The organism is Polaromonas sp. (assembly GCF_030682935.1).
In the GTDB taxonomy this organism is placed as follows: domain Bacteria; phylum Pseudomonadota; class Gammaproteobacteria; order Burkholderiales; family Burkholderiaceae_C; genus Polaromonas.
The window spans coordinates 18,136-35,209 of sequence record NZ_JAUXNA010000090.1 but is presented as its reverse complement, the minus strand read 5'-3'; the positions used below and the strand labels follow the sequence as shown (position 1 = coordinate 35,209).

19 protein-coding genes are annotated in these 17,074 nt (G+C 63.1%); 1 reads left to right on the top strand and 18 read right to left on the bottom strand.

Annotated elements, in window-relative coordinates; all coding sequences use genetic code 11:
• The 7 genes from Q8K05_RS03695 to Q8K05_RS03665 form a co-directional block, all read right to left on the bottom strand.
• On the bottom strand, positions 1-680 hold a 680-nt coding region (locus Q8K05_RS03695; RefSeq protein ID WP_305245175.1), incomplete at its 3' end, for an ABC transporter ATP-binding protein.
• Positions 677-1,645: a branched-chain amino acid ABC transporter permease gene (locus Q8K05_RS03690; protein WP_305245174.1), complete on the bottom strand. Its 969-nt coding sequence runs from the start codon at positions 1,643-1,645 to the stop codon at positions 677-679. The genes Q8K05_RS03695 and Q8K05_RS03690, both read right to left, overlap by 4 nt.
• A 1-nt stretch (position 1,646) precedes the next feature.
• Positions 1,647-2,519, bottom strand: coding sequence for a branched-chain amino acid ABC transporter permease (locus Q8K05_RS03685; RefSeq protein WP_305245173.1), 873 nt, complete (start codon positions 2,517-2,519; stop codon positions 1,647-1,649).
• A gap of 96 nt (positions 2,520-2,615) precedes the next feature.
• A complete protein-coding gene (locus tag Q8K05_RS03680; protein WP_305245172.1) occupies positions 2,616-3,788 on the bottom strand; it encodes an ABC transporter substrate-binding protein in 1,173 nt (390 codons plus the stop codon).
• A 71-nt stretch (positions 3,789-3,859) separates the two neighbouring features.
• Positions 3,860-4,636 (bottom strand): GntR family transcriptional regulator, encoded by a 777-nt coding sequence (locus Q8K05_RS03675; RefSeq protein ID WP_305245171.1) that lies wholly within the window; start codon positions 4,634-4,636, stop codon positions 3,860-3,862.
• Positions 4,637-4,911: 275 nt separating this feature from the next.
• Positions 4,912-5,760, bottom strand: a complete 849-nt coding sequence (locus Q8K05_RS03670; RefSeq protein ID WP_305245170.1) for a class III extradiol dioxygenase family protein — start codon at positions 5,758-5,760, stop codon at positions 4,912-4,914.
• Positions 5,761-5,788: 28 nt separating this feature from the next.
• Entirely contained in the window at positions 5,789-6,136 is a 348-nt protein-coding gene (locus tag Q8K05_RS03665; protein ID WP_305245169.1) for a protocatechuate 4,5-dioxygenase subunit alpha, read from the bottom strand.
• 90 nt (positions 6,137-6,226) lie between these two features.
• On the opposite strand from Q8K05_RS03665, the gene Q8K05_RS03660 reads away from it, so the two are divergent.
• A complete protein-coding gene (locus Q8K05_RS03660) occupies positions 6,227-7,150 on the top strand; it encodes a LysR family transcriptional regulator (protein WP_305245168.1) in 924 nt (307 codons plus the stop codon).
• A gap of 110 nt (positions 7,151-7,260) precedes the next feature.
• Here the strand turns inward: Q8K05_RS03660 and arfB are convergent, their stop codons facing one another.
• From arfB to Q8K05_RS03605, 11 genes are all read right to left on the bottom strand, one after another.
• The gene (gene arfB, locus Q8K05_RS03655) at positions 7,261-7,671 is read right to left on the bottom strand and encodes an alternative ribosome rescue aminoacyl-tRNA hydrolase ArfB (RefSeq protein WP_305245167.1); all 411 of its coding nucleotides are present in this window, start codon (positions 7,669-7,671) and stop codon (positions 7,261-7,263) included.
• A gap of 23 nt (positions 7,672-7,694) precedes the next feature.
• Positions 7,695-8,150, bottom strand: coding sequence for a type II 3-dehydroquinate dehydratase (gene aroQ / locus Q8K05_RS03650; RefSeq protein WP_305245166.1), 456 nt, complete (start codon positions 8,148-8,150; stop codon positions 7,695-7,697).
• A 40-nt stretch (positions 8,151-8,190) separates the two neighbouring features.
• Positions 8,191-9,285 (bottom strand): Gfo/Idh/MocA family protein, encoded by a 1,095-nt coding sequence (locus Q8K05_RS03645; protein WP_305245165.1) that lies wholly within the window; start codon positions 9,283-9,285, stop codon positions 8,191-8,193.
• A 17-nt stretch (positions 9,286-9,302) separates the two neighbouring features.
• Positions 9,303-10,478 (bottom strand): lyase family protein, encoded by a 1,176-nt coding sequence (locus Q8K05_RS03640; RefSeq protein WP_305245164.1) that lies wholly within the window; start codon positions 10,476-10,478, stop codon positions 9,303-9,305.
• Positions 10,479-10,518: 40 nt separating this feature from the next.
• Entirely contained in the window at positions 10,519-11,412 is an 894-nt protein-coding gene (locus Q8K05_RS03635; RefSeq protein WP_305245163.1) for a sugar phosphate isomerase/epimerase, read from the bottom strand.
• Positions 11,413-11,428: 16 nt separating this feature from the next.
• On the bottom strand, positions 11,429-12,331 hold the full coding sequence (locus Q8K05_RS03630) for a VOC family protein (protein WP_305245162.1): 903 nt from the start codon (positions 12,329-12,331) through the stop codon (positions 11,429-11,431).
• Positions 12,332-12,374: 43 nt separating this feature from the next.
• The gene (locus Q8K05_RS03625) at positions 12,375-13,142 is read right to left on the bottom strand and encodes an ABC transporter ATP-binding protein (RefSeq protein WP_305245161.1); all 768 of its coding nucleotides are present in this window, start codon (positions 13,140-13,142) and stop codon (positions 12,375-12,377) included.
• 2 nt (positions 13,143-13,144) lie between these two features.
• On the bottom strand, positions 13,145-13,891 hold the full coding sequence (locus Q8K05_RS03620) for an ABC transporter ATP-binding protein (protein WP_305245160.1): 747 nt from the start codon (positions 13,889-13,891) through the stop codon (positions 13,145-13,147).
• The gene (locus Q8K05_RS03615; RefSeq protein ID WP_305245159.1) at positions 13,888-14,898 is read right to left on the bottom strand and encodes a branched-chain amino acid ABC transporter permease; all 1,011 of its coding nucleotides are present in this window, start codon (positions 14,896-14,898) and stop codon (positions 13,888-13,890) included. The genes Q8K05_RS03620 and Q8K05_RS03615 overlap by 4 nt, the downstream gene beginning before the upstream one ends.
• Positions 14,895-15,770, bottom strand: a complete 876-nt coding sequence (locus Q8K05_RS03610) for a branched-chain amino acid ABC transporter permease (protein WP_305245158.1) — start codon at positions 15,768-15,770, stop codon at positions 14,895-14,897. The genes Q8K05_RS03615 and Q8K05_RS03610 overlap by 4 nt, the downstream gene beginning before the upstream one ends.
• Positions 15,771-15,898: 128 nt before the next feature.
• A complete protein-coding gene (locus Q8K05_RS03605) occupies positions 15,899-17,074 on the bottom strand; it encodes an ABC transporter substrate-binding protein (RefSeq protein ID WP_305245157.1) in 1,176 nt (391 codons plus the stop codon).

Genomic DNA, 17,074 nt, shown 5'->3' with positions numbered 1-17,074 from the left:
GTCATGAAGTTCGCAAAACTAAAAACCAGGTCCATATCGTGTTCAATCAGCAGTACCGACACATCAGCGGGCAGTGCGGCAACGGTTTGCAGCAGCTCTTCGCGCTCACCGGCAGGCACGCCAGCGACAGGCTCGTCGAGCAACAGCACGCGGGGCTCGCAGGCCAGCGCAATCGCAATTTCCAGCAGGCGGCGCTTGCCGTAGGCCAGCACGCGGGTTGGCTGGTTCATGACCTCGGTCAGGTGGAACTGCGCCAGCAGTTGCTCGCATCGCTCGGCGACCTGCCGGTTGCGGCCCAGGGGCTGCCACCACTTGGTGCCCAGGCCCATGTGCTGCGACACCGTGAGCGCCAGGGTTTGGAGCGGCGTCAGCGTATCGAACAGCTGGTTGATCTGGAAGGTGCGTACCATGCCGCGCTGCACGCGCTGGTTGGGCGCCAGGCCGGTGATGTCCTGCCCTTCCAGCATGATGCGGCCCTCGGTCGGCTGCAGCACGCCGGTCAGCAGGTTGATGAGCGTAGTCTTGCCCGCGCCGTTGGGGCCAATCAGCGCATGGCGCGCGCCTTTCTTGAGGTTGAGCGTGACTTTGTTGGTGGCCGTGATGCCGCCAAAACGCATCACCAGGCCTTGCGCGGACAGCACGGTGTCGGCGTCGCCGGGAATCATTTGAGGCCCGCTCATGCCTTGTCTCCCCGCGCAAACCAGGTCCATGGGCGAATCAACCGTTCACGGCCGACCAGCACCAGCACCACCAGGAACAGGCCAATCCAGAACGTCCAGTACTGGGGCGTGATGGACGACAGCAGGTCCTGCATCAGCTTGAACACGATCGCGCCGGCCACGCCGCCATAGAGCCAGCCGGTGCCGCCTATCACCAGGATCAGCAGCACATCGGCCGAACGGTGAAACTCGAACAGGTCGAGCGACGCAAACCCGGTGGTCTGGGTCAGCAAGGCCCCGGCAGCGCCGGCCACGCCGGCCGCCAGCGTATAAACCACAGCCAGCCTGGCGTTCACAGGAATGCCGATGGCCATGGCCCTCAGCCGGTTGTCGCGAATGGCCTTGAGCGTCGCGCCAAACGGCGAATGCACCACCCGGCGCAGCAGCAAAAACAGCGCCAGCAACACCGTCAGCGAGTAATACGCTGCCGTGCGGCCGTACAGGTCAAACTCGAACTGCCCCAGCAGCGGCCCCATGACCACGCCCTGCAGCCCGTCGGCGCCGCCGGTCAGCCAGTCCAGCTTGTTGGCCAGCTCCAGCAAGATCAGGCCCACGCCCAGCGTCACCATCAGCCGGGTCAAATCACTGCCGCGCATGATGGTGAACGAACAGGCCGCGCCCAGCAGCGTCGCCGCGCCGATGCCGACGGCCAGCCCGACCAGCGGATCGGGCATGACCAGCTTGGCAAACAGCGCGGCGGCATAACCGCCCAGGCCAAAGAAAGCGGCGTGGCCGAGCGAGACGATGCCGGTGTAGCCCAGGATCAGGTCCAGCGAAACGGCAAACAGCGCGACGATGGCGATCTCGTTGATGATCAGCGCATGGCTGGGCGACAGCACCGGCGCGGCAAAGGCCAGCAGCCACAGCACCGGCTCCCAGGGCTTGAAGCGGCTGTATTTGAGCAGGGATTGTTGTTGGGTGTTCATGTTACTTGCCGCCCTTGCGCACGAACAGGCCTTGCGGGCGCCAGATCAAAATGGCAATCATCAGGCTGTACACAATAAAGGAGCCCAGCTTGGGGATGTAGTACTTGCCGGCCACGTCGGCAATGCCCAGCAGCAGCGCGGCCAGCAGCGGCCCGGTGATGGACGAGGTGCCGCCCACGGCCACGACGATCAGAAAGTACACCATGAACTTGAGCGGAAAGCTCGGGTCCAGGCCCAGCACCTCGGCGCCCAGTGCGCCGCCCAGGCCGGCCAGGCCAGAGCCCACGGCAAAGGTCGAGAGAAACACGATATTGACATTGATGCCCAGCCCGGCCGCGACGCGCTGGTCATCGACCGAGGCGCGCAGCCGGCTGCCAAAGCGCGTGTGCCCCAGCACATACTGCAGCGCCACGGTCAGTGCCGCGCACACGGCGATGATGAAAAGCCGGTAGTGGCCCATGCCCAGCATCCAGTCACCGCTGCCCAGCTCGGTCCGGCCCTTGAGCCATTCGGGCAACTGCATGATCTGCTGGGACGAGCCGATGAAGTAGTCCACACCGGCCACCGCCATGAAGACCAGTCCGATGGAAAACAGCACCTGGTCCAGGTGCGGCTTGTGGTACATGGGGCGGTACAGCGTGCGTTCCAGCACGCCGCCCAGCAGCGCCGAGCCGATAAAGGCCAGCGGCAGGCACAGCAAAAAGGGCACACCAAACCGCTGCATCAGCAGAACCGTGATGTAGCCGCCGGCCATGGCAAAGGCGCCGTGGGCCAGGTTGATGAAATTCATCAGGCCCATGGTGACCGCCAAGCCTACCGCAAGGATGAAGAGCAGCATGCCATAGGCAATACCGTCAAAAAGAATGGTCAGCATGGTGAGTGGTGTGTCGGGTCAACGCCAAACCGGCAAGCGGTTCGTTAAAACGCTTGCCGGTGGGGGGGGGGCAGCCTGGGGCCTGAGGTGTGAGAGTTACTTGGTTTTTCCTGGATCCTTGACGTCCTTGATCACGTCAAACTCCACGTTGTAGAGTTGGCCATCTTTTCTCTCGACCTTGCGCAGGTACACGTCCTGCACGATGTCGCGGGTCTGGGCGTCAATGAAGATTTTGCCGCGCGGGCTTTCGAAAATCTGGCCCTTCATGCCCGCCAGCAATGCGTCGCCACCACCCTGGCCCTTGCTGGTTCTCAAGGCTTCGTAAATCACGCGCATGCCGTCGTAACCGCCGACGGCCATGAAGTTCGGGCGCAGGCCCTTGTTGGCTTTTGAAAACGCCTCTACAAATTTCTTGTTCAGTGCCGAGGGGTGGGCCGCTGAATAGTGGTGGGAAGTGACCACGCCCAGTGCGCCGTCGCCCATGTCGTTGAGCTGATCGTCGTCCGTGACGTCGCCGGTGCCGATCAGTTTGATGCCGGCCTTGTCCAGACCGCGCTCAATGAACTGCTTCATCACTGCAGCGCCCGCGCCGGAAGGCACAAACACAAACAGCGCGTCAGGCTTGGCATCCCGGACTTTTTGCAGGAAGGGGGCAAAGTCAGGCCCGCGCAGCGGCACCCGCAGCGCTTCGGTCACCTGGCCGCCGTTAAAGGTCAGGCGCTCCTTGAAATACTTTTCGGCGTCAATCCCTGGACCGTAATCGGACACCAGCGTGACCACTTTCTTGATGCCATTTTTAGGCGCCCAGTCAGCCAGTGCGACCGATACCTGGGGCAGCGTGAAGCTGGTGCGCACCACGTAAGGCGAGGCCTGCGTAATGCTTGATGTTGCCGCCGCCATCACCACCATGGGCGTTTTGGACTGGGTGGCAATCGGGGCCGTGGCCAGCGCCGACGGCGTGATGCCAAAGCCGGCCAGCACGTTGACCTTGTCATTGACCACCAGTTCCTGCGCCAGGCGGCGCGTCGCGTCAGGCAGCGAGGTGTCGTCCTTGACGATCAGCTGGATTTTCTTGCCGGCCACGGTGTCACCGTTTTGGGCCATGTACAGACGCACGGCCGCTTCGATCTGGCGGCCCGTGGAGGCTTGCTGACCCGTCATCGGCAGCACCAGGCCAATCTTGAAAGTGTTGTCCTGTGCCGCAGCACCTGTGGCAGTGACGGCCAGGGTGGCCAAGGCGATGGCGTGAAGGAAGAGGCGCTTTTGCATGGTTGTCTCCAAAAAATTGAAAGGTTATTGTTGCCGGCTGTCCGGTGTTGAGACGGGTTATTTCACACCGGTCATTCGTTTCTGCTTGGCTTGCGGATCAGGCGCACGCCGGGCATCTGGCCGTGCCGGGGGTTACGCACCGCTTCGCGCAGGTTGCGCTGCGCCAGGCGGGAGTGTTCGCGCATGATGGCTTCGGCACGCGCGCCCTCACGGTTTTCAATGGCGTCCAGCACCTGGCAGTGCTGGTCCTGCGCTACGACGAGCATGTCGCGCGCCTGCGGCGAATTGGCCTGCACCACCACGAAGCCCGACGGCGATGCAAACGGCAGACTGCCGACGCGTTCAAGTTCACGCGCCATGAACTGACTGCCCGACAACTCACCGAGCAGGTCGTGAAATTTTTCATTAAGCACCACATAGCGCGAAAAGGCCTCGTCGTTGAGCGCCACCTCGCGCAGCAGGTCATCGATCTGGTGCAGGCACTCGTGGGCTTCTGCCAGCACCACGGGCGCCACGCCGCGCTCTGCGGCCAGCCGCACGGCCATGCCCTCGATGGTGCCGCGCAACTCGATGGCTTCTGCCACGTCACGTTCCGAGAACGTGCGCACCGCGTAACCGCCGTTGGGCAAGGCCTCCAGCAGACCTTCCTGCTCCAGCCGCATCAGCGCGGCACGGATGGGTGTGCGCGAGACGCCCAGCTTTTCGACAATCGAGAGTTCGGCAATACGCGCGCCGCCGGACAACTCTCCGGCCAGAATCATTTCGCGCAGCTTGAGCTGGGCCTTGACGACCTGCGAGCCGCCTTCTTCCGGCATCTCGGCAGTGGGAGGGTCTGATTGAATTCCCATGGCCCGCTTCAAGTAAACCGAAGCACCAGGGTCACGGGCGAGGGCTTCGCCATGCCTGGAGCCGGGTCATCAATGCAGACCCGGAGCCCAAGGATCAAAAACGAATTCCAGCCATTCATGGATACGGAGTGTATACATTAATTGGCATTCATCAACGACAAACCGCCAATTTAAGGGTATATACCAACCCCGCTGTATTCAATAGCCATTGAAAGATGGCACCCTCCCGGGCAGCTGCGCGTGCTGACGGCCAGCAAGTGCACCGCCCGTCGCAGTCAGACCGTTTCCAGCGCCAGCACGGCGGTGGCCGTGTTGGAAATAGGGATATGGTAATTTCCCGTCACCCGGCGCACCCTGGCGCCACCAGCCGCAGCCAGCGCACCGCGCATCGCCACCCACATCAACAGTTCAACGCCTTGGGTGCCGGTTTTTTCCACCAGTTCGTGCACGCTGAACTGGTTAATCCACTCCGGGTTGGACTCCAGACTGTCCAGGAACTGAAGGTCGAATTCCTTGTTGATGAAGCCGGCCCGTTCGCCGTCGAGCTGATGCGACAGGCCGCCCGAGGCGATCACCGCGACCGCCTTGCTGCTGTCCCACGCCTTGATGGCTTCGCCCACGGCCTTGCCCATGGCATACACCCGGTTCGGCTTGGGCAGCGGAAACTGCACGGTGTTGATGCAGATCGGCACCACGGTGACCGGGCAATCGCCCTCTGGCCAGAACAGCTTGAGCGGCAGCGTGCAGGCGTGGTCCACCAGCATTTCCTGGCAGGTGACGATGTCGAATTCTTTCTCTACCAAGGTGTTGATGATGTGCCATGACAAATCAAGCTCGCCCTTGAACGGCGGCAGCGTCGGAATGCCCCAGCCTTCATCGGCGTTGTTGTATTCAGGTGCGGCGCCCACGGCGAAGGTCGGCATCTTGTCGAGAAAGAAATTCAGGCCGTGGTCGTTGTAGAACATCACCACCACGTCGGGCTTTTTCTCGCCCAGCCAGTCGCGGAGGGGTGGAAAGCCGTCAAAAAACGGTTTCCAGTACGGGTCTTGTTGCAGCCCGTTGTGAATCGCGCCGCCGATGGCCGGAATGTGGGACGTGCCAAGGCCGCCTATGAGTTTTGCCACGTATGTTCTCCTGGATGTCGTTGTTGATTCACTGGCCGGCGGCCACGAGCCTGGCCTTGAATTCGTCTTTGCTCAGCCCGGTCTGCTGGGCACCGATGTCCTGCATGTCCAGACCAAAAATGCCGGCGAACTTGGCCAAGTAATAAGCATTGCCGCCAGCTGCAATCAGCTGCAGCACATTGCGCGCGCGGATGGCGGCGGCCTGCTGCTCATTCAGGCCGTACTGGCGCATGTAAGCCTCTTCGTCCGCCTTGAAAGCGTTGCGGTTGTCCGCCGAATTGAAGGAAAAGCACATCTTGTTCAGCGCGTAGCCTTTTCGGGCCTGTTCGCCATCAAACGGCGTGGTGCCGGGAATCTTCGGTAGTAGGTTGCTCACGGGTTGTCTCCTGACAAGCTTGATGTGGATCAGGCATGCAGTATTCCCAGCCTATTGCCAAAGATAAACAGATCAATGATCATATGACTCATGAGCAAATTCGATTGGTCAAACTTGGATGCCCACCTTCTGCAACTGCTGGTGGCTGTGGTGGAAACCGGCAGTATCACAGCCGCGGCGCAACGCCTCGGCGTGACGCAGTCGGCCGTGAGCCATTTGCTGGACAAGCTGCGCGGCATCGTCGGCGACCCGCTGTTCGTCAAGAGTGGCCGGGGCATTGTGGCCACAGCGCGGGCCGAAGACCTGGCAGGCCAGGCGCGCGAACTGCTGCGCCAGCTGCAGCAGTTTGCCCAATCGGGCGAGTTCGATCCCAGCCGCTGGCGCACCACCCTGACGATTGCCGCCAACGATTTCCAGCGCGACCTGCTGCTGCCCGCGCTGTCCGCACGCCTGCGCCAAGCCGCTCCCGGCGTATCCCTGCGCATCATTCCCTCGGCCGTGCCACGACTGGACATGCTGCGCAGCGACGACTGCCAGCTCGTCATCAGCCCGCGCCCGCCCGAGGGCAGCGACATCGTGCAAAAGCGCCTGTTTGAAGACCTGTACCGGGTGTTTTATGACCCCGCCGTGCGCGACGCGCCACAGAGCGAGGCGGATTACCTGGCCGCCGGACACGCCACCGTGGTCTATGAGCCGCGCCGCAGCCTGGACCTGGACCAACACCTGATCGCCAAGGGCATTGCCCGCCGGTTCGCAGTCATGGTGCCCAGCTTCAGCGCCCTGCCCGCCTTTGTGCGCGGCACGCCGCTGCTGACCACTGCACCCAGTCTGCTGGCACGCCATGCCCTGCAAGGCCTGGCCAGTTGCCCGCCGCCAGTACCCTGCCCAAGCATGCCGGTGTATGCCATCTGGCACGCTCGCTACCAGCAGGACGTCGCCCATCGCTGGTTGCGCGCACAACTCGAAGCGGTGGTGGCGCCCGCGCTGGCGGGGGTCACTACACCCATGAATTGAGATGCCCGGCCCTTCTGCGCTGACAGTGACATCAGGCGGCTGGGCCCAGTCGGCACTGTGGCGCAGTGCGTTGTCAAGCAGCTTGCGCACCAGCGACTGAACGCAGAGCCTTAGTCCTTGCTCACCTTGCCACGCAACTCCTTGGTGGCCGAGCGCTGGCTTTTGCTTTCAAGGCGGCGCTGCCGGGAGCCGTAGGTGGGCTTGGTGGCGCGCCGGGCTTTGGGCGGGTTCGAGACCGAATCAACCACTTCCTGCAGCCGCGCCAGCGCATCGGCGCGGTTCATCTCCTGAGTGCGGTGCTGCTGCGCCTTGAGCACCAGCACGCCCTCCTGGGTGATGCGGCTGTCGCTCAGGGCCAGCAGGCGCTCCTTGATCTCCTCGGGCAGCGACGAGGCGTTGATGTCAAAGCGCAGGTGCACCGCGCTGGACACCTTGTTGACGTTTTGCCCGCCCGCGCCCTGGGCCCGGATGGCGCTGAGTTCCACCTCGCGCTCGTCCACCAAAAATTTATTGGGCGGCATGGCTCAGGGCCTGAAAGGGGTGATCAAGCGGGCTGCGTCAGCTCAGCCAGACCGGCAATGGCCAGCCCGTAGCCCTTGATGCCAAACCCGGCCATCACCGCTTTAGCGACCGGTGAAATGTAGGAATGGTGACGGAACGCCTCCCGCGCGTGCACGTTGCTGATGTGCAGCTCGATCAACGTCACGCCTGCGCCCTTGATGGCGTCATGCAGGGCCACGCTGGTGTGCGTGTAGGCACCGGCATTGAGCACCACGCCGGCCAGCGTGCCGGCAGCCTGGGCGCGCCCGGCCTCCTGGATCGCGTCGATCAGCACGCCCTCGTGGTTGCTCTGGCGAAAGTCGAGCGTCAGGCCGTGGGCCGCGCAGGCCTTGAGGCACAGCGCCTCCACGTCGGCCAGGGTTTGCGAGCCGTACACGGCGGGCTCGCGCGTGCCCAGCAAGTTGAGGTTGGGGCCATTGAGGACCAGGACTGTTTTCATGCGGCGTGTCTTTCTGTGGGGTGGCGGGTGCCTTCGGGGCTCAGCGCAAATCCTGCAGCGCCACGGTTTGTCCGGTGGCTATCGAGCGGCGCACCGCTTCCACGGTACGCAGGCTTTGCAGGGCGTCAGCCACGGTGATTATCGGCGCTGCCTGGCCCGCAATCACATCGCAAAAGTGATCGAGTTGCGCCGCCAGCGGATCGACGGCGGCGAGGGCCAGCGTTTGCTCGACAAAAGGCGTGCCCCAGCCGGGTTCCCGGCCATCCGGCGGATAGGACCAGGTGCGCATGGTGGGCACCGCCAGCGAGCCCTGCGTGCCGGCGATAAAGTAGCAGTCCTCGGACGGGTAGCGCGGGTAGGCGGTGTTTTCACCCGAGGTTTGCTCCCAGCTGCGCGGCGACGCCACCGTGTCGGACAGCGTGAAGGTGCCCAGTGCGCCGCTGGAAAACTTCAGGGTCATGACCACCGAGTCTTCGACCGCGAACTGCCGCACCGCATTCGAGGTGACGGCGTGCACGGCCTCGACTTCGCCGCACAGGTAGCGCAGGTTGTCCATTTCATGGATCAGGTTGATCAGGATGGGGCCACCGCCCGCCTCCCTGCGCCAGGCGGCCTGCTCAAAATAGCTGTCGGGCTTGTAAAACTGCGCGCTGCCCATGACCGTGACGACGCGGCCCAGCTGCCCGGACTGGATGGTGCGCCGCGCCAGCTGCAGCGTGCTGCTGTGCCGCCGGTGGTGCCCGACCAGCATGGGCATGGACTGCCTGGCCAGCGCATCGGCCAGTTGCTGGCCCGCTTGCAGCGAGTCGGCCACCGGCTTTTCAATCAGCGCCGGCACGCCGTGCTGCGCGCACAGCAGCGCGCCCGGCACATGCAGGTGATTGGGCGTGGCCAGAATCACGCCATCGGGCAGCTGGTTTTGGGACTGAGCCAACAAGTCCTGAAGGCTGAAAAAATGCGGCACGCCGAGGCTGGCGGCAAACTCCACCGAGGCGGGGGTCGGGTCCACCACGGTGCATAAACGGGTACGCGGGCAGGCCTGGATCAGTTCGATATGGCGGCGGCCAATCACACCCGCGCCGGCCACGGCCAGCTGAAAAACGCGGGAATCAACAAAGGGATCGGTTAAAGACATGCTTACTTCACAGTGGGTTAATCAAGGGTTGCCAGCGCAGTCAGCGCCTTCACCTGGCCGCGCGTCAGTTCCGCCGCCTGCCCGGCCAGCGCGGGCGGCCACCCCGCGCCCAGACCCTCCAGATTGGCCCGCATGCGCTGCGTATCCACCTGCAGGCCAGCAAGCGCCCGGGCCATGGCACGCGCACTGCCATGCGCCGACACCAGCAGCTCCGGCCATTCGGCCAGCTCCGCCTGCCAGTGGCCCAGCGCGCGCTCATGCGCTTGCGGCATGGCCGCGAGCAGGGCCGCCACCCGCAACGGGGCCCGCGCGCTTGCTGCCAGCGCGGTCATGCAGGCCCGTGGGGTACGCGTGTGCGGCATGGCCGACGCGCCGCCGCGCCCGGGCGCTGACGGCTCAAACAACTCGCCCGCTTCGTACTGACTCATGCGCGCAATGTCTTTGGCGACTTTTCCCAGGTTGCCCACCAGCAGACCCAGCTCGCAGCCGAGCGCCGCCCATTCGTCGCGCTGCGTGGGCCCGCCAAACAGCGGCGCTTTGAGTTGCAGATCAGCCGCCATGCACGCCATTACTTCGGGGCCCCTGCCCTTCATGGGCGCCAGCATGCCCACTGCGCCGCCCCACTGAAGGCACAAGGCATTCCCGCCACTGACCTGCAGCCGCTGCAGGCTGCGCACCAGCGGCGCCGCCCAAGCCGCGCAGAGCAACCCAAAGCTGGTAGCCGAGGCCGGCTGCATCAGGGTGCGCTCCAGCACCGGATCAGCGGCATGGCGCTCGGCCAGCGCCAGCAGCACCGCCACCGCCTGACGCACGTCGGCTTCAATCAGGCTCAGCGCATGGCGGGTTACCAGCGCCAGCGCGGTATCGATCGCCTCCTGGCTGGTGCTGCCAAAGTGAACAAAAGAAGCGGCCTCCTGATTGAAAAGGCCCACGGTTTCACCAAGGCTTTTGACCAGGGGCGTGACCATGTCGCCGGCCCGCGCGCTTTCGCGCACGATTTTGGCTACGTCAAACAGCTCGATCTTGCAGGTGCCGATGATGGACTGTGCCGCCGCTTCGGGGATCAACCCGGCGCTGGCCTGGGCGCGCGCCAACGAAGCCTCAAAGCGCAGCAAGGCCGCCAGAAAGCTGCGCTCGCTGAAGACCTCCAGAACGTCGGAGGTGGACAAGAAACCTTGGAAAAAACTGCTCATGCGATGGCCGTCCGGGTCAGTGAATCAACAACCCAGCCGTTCAGCGCTTCAGCCGGATCTTGTTGGGCAGCGGCACCGAGCGCCGCAGCACATCCTCGCCCAGCCACTGGGCCGAACGCCAGGCGCGTTGCGCGACGGTGGGCAAAGGCATTTGCTGGTAGTCGTCGTTGAACACTTCGAAGCTGTAGTCGCCCCGGTAACCCAGGCTGTGCAGCTTGCTCACCAGGGACGCGAGTGCTTCGCTGTGCACGCCCTCGCCCGGAAACACCCGGAAATGCCGGGCGGTGGCGATGCGTTCCTCGACCGACTTGATCTCGGTCCACATGAAGTCGGCCAGCTGCACCAGGAATATTTTCTGCGGGTCCAGAATGTCCAGCTCGTCCAGCGCGGTGTTGGTGGCAAACATGTGAAACGAGTCAAAACCCAAGCCAAGATTGGGCATGTCGGCTTGGCAAATGATGTCCCAGGCCTGCGGAAATTCATTGACCGTGCGGCCCCACGACAAGGCTTCGTAAGCGATCTTGATGTTCATCGGAATGGCCAGCATGGCCAGCTTGCGCAAGTCCTTGACCAGCGCCTTCGTGTCGCCCGTGGCATGCACGGACGTGGAGGAGCAGATCAGCAACAGGTGGCAGCCAAGGGCATGGCACATTTCCAGCATGGACTTGGCAATGTCCATCTTGTAGGCGTGCAGGTGGCCGGTGAGTCCCTCAAAATCGCGCAGCACCTGAAAGCCGGTGACGCGCAGGCCGCTGGCACGCACGGCCGCCACGGCCGCTTCCATGCCGTCGGGGTGGCCCACCAGGTCTCTGGCGGCCAGCATGATTTGCGTGAAGCCGGCCTCCCGCACGGCCTTGAGCTTGGCCTCAAGAGGCCCCGCCAGCGAGATGGTGTCCATCCCGAAATCGTCGATATTTCCGCTGTTGTGGGTCATGGTGCTTGCCGCTCGCTTAACGTTCGTTGTGGACCAGCTCGAAGCTGACGCTGCCCATCCAGGTCTTGGTCAGCGCGCCCCGGTCTTCGGTGTGCACGCCGCGCGACTCGACAAACTCCACGCCGCGCTGGACCAGCTCGGACACGGCCGCCAGCACGTCCGGGCTACCCAGGCCGATGCGCTGCAGGCCTTCGTCGCCCTCGACATCCAGCACGGTCGCTTCCGGCTCGATCAGCTGCAGGTAAAAGCGTGACGATGCCGGGCACGGGCTGCGCAAAATTCGTCCCTTGGGCAAGATGCCAAAGCGCTGCTCGGCGGGCAAGTCGGTAAAGCCAAACAACTCGCGGTAAAACTCGGCCCAGTCTTCGGTGCGGTCATTGCCGATGTATTGCACCAGGCCAAAGAAATGCAGCCCGGCCACCGCGGGCGGGTGCTGGTCCACTGTCGGGATCGGCACAAAGTCCACGTCGTAGATCGAAAACTTGTCGTAGCGGTCCACAAAGTAGATGCGGCTCTTGCCCACGCCATGAATCGCCGGAATGTTCAGCTCCATGACTTCAACGCGCGGCGGCACGGCCCAGGCGCCGCGCTCCAGCGCATGGGCATAGGCCGCAGCGGCATCGCGCACGCGCAGGGCCACGGCCGCCAGCACCGGCTGGTCGGTAGGTAGGGCACCGTTGGGCAGGGCCGGAATGTGGGCGTTGACAATCACGTTCATGCCGCCCTGGCGGTACAGCATCACTTCACGCGAACGGTGGCGGGCAATCGGGCGAAAGCCCATCATTTCCAGCACCTGGCCCAGCGCCTGCGGTTTGGCGGTGGCGTATTCGATGAATTCGATGCCGTCCAGGCCGAGGGGATTGGCGGCCTCCAGGATGGATTCCCGATCGGTGGCGGAGGTCTGGAGTGACGTACTCATGGTGGATGTCCGTTCAGTGCAAAAGTGGTTATGGTGTGAAAAATCAGAGCAGCGTGCTGGCCGCCGATGCGGTTGCCGCGTCAGGCACATGGCCACCGCCCAAAAAGAGCCGCTCAATATTCGGGTCGGCCAGCAACTCGGACGCCCGCTTGTGCAGCACCAGCTGGCCCGACTCGAGCGCAATCGCATCATCAGCCATTTTCAGGGCGCTCTTGACGTTTTGTTCCACCATCAGCACGGTGGTGCCCTGGGCCGCCAGCTTTTGCAGCAGCTTGAACACATCCTGCACCACCAGCGGCGACAGCCCAATCGACGGCTCGTCAATCAGGAGCACCTTGGGCCGCAGCAGCAAGGCTCGGCCGACTTCGAGCTGCTTTTGCTCGCCGCCCGACAGGGCCGAGGCCTGCGAGTGCAGGCGCTCCTTGACGCGCGGAAAGAACTCCAGCACTTCCGGAATCCGTTCATGCGTGACCTTGGTGCCCAGCGTGATGCCGCCCAGCTCCAGGTTCTGATACACGGTGAGCTGGCCAAACAGGTTGCGGCCCTGCTGCACAAAGGCGATGCCCTTGGCCAGCAGTTCTTTCTGGCTGGCCCCGGCAATGTTTTCACCATTGAGCAGGATGCGGCCCTGGCGCGGCTTGAGCAGGCCGAACAGCGTCTTGAGCACGGTGGATTTGCCCGCGCCGTTGGGCCCCAGCAGCAAGGTGATCGAGCCGCGCCTGACCTTGAACGACAGGTTGTTCAGGATCATGAAATCCTTGTAACCCGCCACCACGTCGTCGAATTCAATGCAGATATCGTTTGCAGCCATGATCAATTCCCCAGGTAGGCGTCTAGCACCTGTTTGTTGGCGCGGATTTCAGCCGGTGTGCCGATGGCCATCACCCTGCCCTCGACCATCACCATGATGCGGTGGCACAGGTCCATCACGAAATCCATGTTGTGTTCGATCACCACGAAAGAGCCTTTTCGGGTCTTGTTCAGTTCCTTGAGCAGGCTGGAAATGCCGCCCACCAGGCTCGGGTTGACGCCCGCGCAAGGCTCGTCGAGCAGCACCAGGTCGGGTTCGGCCATGAAGGCCATGGCGATATCGACCAGTTTTTGCTGGCCGTAGCTCAGCGTGCCGGCCAGGGAGTCGGCCACATGCCGGATGCGGAACTGGTCGATCAGCGCGTCGGCCTTGGCGCCCAGGCCCGAGTCGCCGGGCGCGAACATTCGGCTCAGCATGCTGCCATGGTGCTCTTGCGCGGCCACGATCAGATTGTCGCGCACGGTCATCTTGCCAAACACCTGCAGCGTCTGGAAGGTGCGGCCCACGCCCCGGCGGCTCAGCTCCAGCGGCGACAGGCCAGTGATGGTTTTACCCTTGAGTTCAATCGTTCCGGCGTCGGGCGTGATCTGGCCCAGCACGCTGTTGAACATGGTGGTCTTGCCCGAACCGTTCGGGCCGATCACACCGAAGATTTCGCCCGGCATAACTTCAAAGGACACCCCGCCCACGGCCTGGATGGCGCCATAGGCTTTCTTGAGGTTGGTGACTTTCAACAAGGGACTGGTCATGATGCGGCTCCAATTCTGCTGGCCGCTGCCGTGCGTGCCGCCGAAGCAGCGCGCGCGGCCCGCTTGGCCTTGATACGGTCGGGAATACTGAGCAAGCCATCGGGCAGCCAGATCATCAGCAGCACCACGGCGGCGCCGAACAGCGGCAAATACCAGTTGGCAACGCCCGGCACGTCGCGCAGCCATTCCGGCAGCACCACGCCCACGGCCGCGCCAATGACCGGCCCCAGGAAATAGCCGGCGCCGCCGACCACCACCATCAAATACATCATGATCGACGCGCCGACCGCGAAAGGCGCCGGCTCGATGAACTGCACCAGACTGGCAAACAGCGCGCCCGCGACACCGGCATACACCGCGCCGATGGCAAAGCTCAGCAGCGTGTAGTTGCGGATGTCCACACCCAGGCTTTCGGCGCGTATGGGGTTGTCGCGCAATGCCTTGAAGGCCTTGCCCCACGGCGAGCGCAGCAGGCCCCACAGCAGGCCGGCCAGGACAAGCGTTACCGCCAGCACGAAGTAGTAGTAAGGCCGGTTGGCTTCAAGCGAGTAGCCAAAAATGACGGGCCGCGCAATGTTGTTGATGCCGAAAGTGCCGCCGGTCAGCCACTCTTCATTACGCATCACCAGCCAGACGGCGGTGTTGAAACCCAGCGTGGCGAACGCCAGGTAAATGGTCTGCACCCGCAGCGCAGGAAAACCCAGGATCAGCCCGATGGCAAAGCACAGCAGCGCAGCGGCCGGCAAGCCGAGCCAGAAGCTGATGCCGGCCTTCATCATGATGGCCACGGTGTAGGCGCCGATGCCGAAGAAGGCCGCATGGCCCAGCGATTTCTGACCGGCGTAGCCGATGGTCAGGTTCAGCCCCATGGTGGCGATGATGAAGATCAGCCAGTAGGTCAGCAGATAAATGCCGTAGTTTTTCAGGTATTGCGGCGCCACCAGGACCAGCAAGGCACCCAGCACCGTGAACAGCGCTCCGAATTTGTTGTTGAAAAGATGGCTCATACCTTGCGCTCCTCTTTCTTGCCCAGCAGGCCTTGCGGCTTGAACAAAATCACGATCATGAAAATCACCAGGGCCACGGCGTCCTTGTAGGCGGGCGAGATATAGGCCGCCGCCAGGTTTTCACAGACCCCGACGATCAGGCCGCCCACCAGGGCGCCGCGCGAGTTGTTGAAGCCGCCGATGATGGCCGCAAAAAAGGCCTTGTTGCCCAGGCCCTCGCCCATGTCGAACTTGGCCAGGTAGGTCGGCGTGACCAGCAAGGCCGCCGCCACCGCCAGCACCGCATTGATGGCGAAGGTGTAGAAAATCATGCGCGGCACGTTGATGCCGAGCACCGACGCGCTTTCGGTGTTTTGCGCGACGGCCTGCATGGCGCGGCCGGTGACGGTCCTGGCCAGGAAGGCCTGGGTCGCCATCACGATGACCATGGCCAGCGCAAAGGTGCCGATGTCCTGCAGCGTCACCGTCACGCCGGCAATGTTGAACAGCTTGTCGGCAAACAGGCTGGGGAAAGGATGGGCTTCAGCGCTGTAGCCGGCGCGCACGCCGTTGCGCATGGCAATCGACAGGCCGATGGTGGCCACGACGATGGGCATCATGCCGTACTTGAACAGCGGATCCACCACGCCGCGCTTGAACACCCAGCCCAGCAGCAGGATGGCCAGCAGCACGGTGAGCACAAAGCTCACCAGCATGGGCGCGCCCAGTGAAATGAAGCCCAGCATCATGAAAGCCGGCAGCATGACAAATTCGCCCTGGGCGAAATTGATCGTGCCCGAGGCCTGCCACAGCAGGGTAAAGCCCAGGGCCGCCAGCGCATAAATGCTGCCAGTGGCCAGGCCTGATAAAAGGAGTTGGAGGAAGTCTGTCATGGCAGTGCTTGCATAAAGAGGCTTGCGAAGAGATTTGAGTGGCCGGTACCGGCAAGGTTGCCGGTATCGGCCCGATGCGCACCCCACTCAAGGGTGCGAAGGGCGGCTGCAGGCGAGCGGCCAGCCGCTTATTTTTTCGCTGCTGCAGCAGGCGCAGCAGTGGCGTTCAGCGCAGGCAGGATGGAGACGACCTCCTGCTTGCCGTTCTTGACTTCGATCATGAAGCTCTCGCGGTCCAGGTCGCCCTTGGCGTCAAACGACACATCCATCAGCACGCCGGGCTGGTCGGCCGCCTTGACTCTCAAGGTGTGCAGCGTGGCGGCCACGGCCTTGCGGTCAAGCTTGCCGGTCTTTTCAATCGCCGCTTTCAGGATGTAAATGCCGGAGTAGCCTTTCATGCCGTTGTGGTCAGACACGTATTTGTATTCCTTCTCGAACTTGGCGCGGAAGGCCCGGATGGCCGGCTGGGGCGCATCGACCGTCAGGCCGACATGGGCAATCGCGCCATTGGCGGCATCACCGGCCAGCTCGATGACTTTCTGGCCGGTCAGCGTGGTTTCGCCAATGATGGGCTTGCTCCAGCCCTGCTTGCGCAGTTCGCGCAGGATGCGGGCCGATTCCTCTTCGTTCGAATAGGCAAACACGCCGTCGGCATTGCTCTGCTTGGCTTTCAGGACAGCGGCGGAAAAGTCGACCTGGCCGTTGTCGGTGGAAATTTCGGCCACGATCTTGGTGGGGGAATTGGCCAGCGCCTTTTTCAGCGCGTCCAGACCACCCTTGCCGAAGTCGTTGTTCACATAGATGATGGCCAGGGTTTTCAGCTTGGCCTGGTCGCTGATGTAGCGCGCCACCTTGGGCATGGCGGCTGCCTGCGTAAAGCTGGTGCGGAACACATACGGGTTGCCCTGCTCGGTGATGCCGGCGGCCTCGCCGCCAGTGAAATTGGGCACTTCGGCGCGGCGCGACTCGGCCATGCTGACCATGATGGAGCCGGAAAACACCGGGCCGAAAATGGCGAACACGTCGTTGTCAATGGCTTTTTGCGTCAGGCCCTTGGCCACGCCGGGGTTGCTCTGGGTGTCGTTGGTGGTGGTCTGGATCTTTTTACCCAGAATGCCGCCTGTCGCGTTGATTTCCTTGACGGCCAGTTCGACGCCGTTCTTGAAGTTGGTGCCCGCACTGGCACCGCCGCCGGACAACTCGACAATGTTGGCGATCTTGATTACATCCTGGGCGAAACTGGCTGTAGCGCTTACTGCTATTGCACAGGCAGCTATTAATTTAAGAGCGAATCGTTTTTGCAT

Bases quoted from the DNA above. Each gene is read 5' to 3' on its own strand.
- Q8K05_RS03690 (WP_305245174.1), bottom strand. From the start codon at position 1,645: ATGAACACCCAACAACAATCCCTGCTCAAATACAGCCGCTTCAAGCCC.
- Q8K05_RS03685 (WP_305245173.1), bottom strand. From the start codon at position 2,519: ATGCTGACCATTCTTTTTGACGGTATTGCCTATGGCATGCTGCTCTTC.
- Q8K05_RS03680 (WP_305245172.1), bottom strand. From the start codon at position 3,788: ATGCAAAAGCGCCTCTTCCTTCACGCCATCGCCTTGGCCACCCTGGCC.
- Q8K05_RS03675 (WP_305245171.1), bottom strand. From the start codon at position 4,636: ATGGGAATTCAATCAGACCCTCCCACTGCCGAGATGCCGGAAGAAGGC.
- Q8K05_RS03660 (WP_305245168.1), top strand. From the start codon at position 6,227: ATGAGCAAATTCGATTGGTCAAACTTGGATGCCCACCTTCTGCAACTG.
- arfB (WP_305245167.1), bottom strand. From the start codon at position 7,671: ATGCCGCCCAATAAATTTTTGGTGGACGAGCGCGAGGTGGAACTCAGC.
- aroQ (WP_305245166.1), bottom strand. From the start codon at position 8,150: ATGAAAACAGTCCTGGTCCTCAATGGCCCCAACCTCAACTTGCTGGGC.
- Q8K05_RS03645 (WP_305245165.1), bottom strand. From the start codon at position 9,285: ATGTCTTTAACCGATCCCTTTGTTGATTCCCGCGTTTTTCAGCTGGCC.
- Q8K05_RS03640 (WP_305245164.1), bottom strand. From the start codon at position 10,478: ATGAGCAGTTTTTTCCAAGGTTTCTTGTCCACCTCCGACGTTCTGGAG.
- Q8K05_RS03635 (WP_305245163.1), bottom strand. From the start codon at position 11,412: ATGACCCACAACAGCGGAAATATCGACGATTTCGGGATGGACACCATC.
- Q8K05_RS03630 (WP_305245162.1), bottom strand. From the start codon at position 12,331: ATGAGTACGTCACTCCAGACCTCCGCCACCGATCGGGAATCCATCCTG.
- Q8K05_RS03625 (WP_305245161.1), bottom strand. From the start codon at position 13,142: ATGGCTGCAAACGATATCTGCATTGAATTCGACGACGTGGTGGCGGGT.
- Q8K05_RS03620 (WP_305245160.1), bottom strand. From the start codon at position 13,891: ATGACCAGTCCCTTGTTGAAAGTCACCAACCTCAAGAAAGCCTATGGC.
- Q8K05_RS03615 (WP_305245159.1), bottom strand. From the start codon at position 14,898: ATGAGCCATCTTTTCAACAACAAATTCGGAGCGCTGTTCACGGTGCTG.
- Q8K05_RS03610 (WP_305245158.1), bottom strand. From the start codon at position 15,770: ATGACAGACTTCCTCCAACTCCTTTTATCAGGCCTGGCCACTGGCAGC.
- Q8K05_RS03605 (WP_305245157.1), bottom strand. From the start codon at position 17,074: ATGCAAAAACGATTCGCTCTTAAATTAATAGCTGCCTGTGCAATAGCA.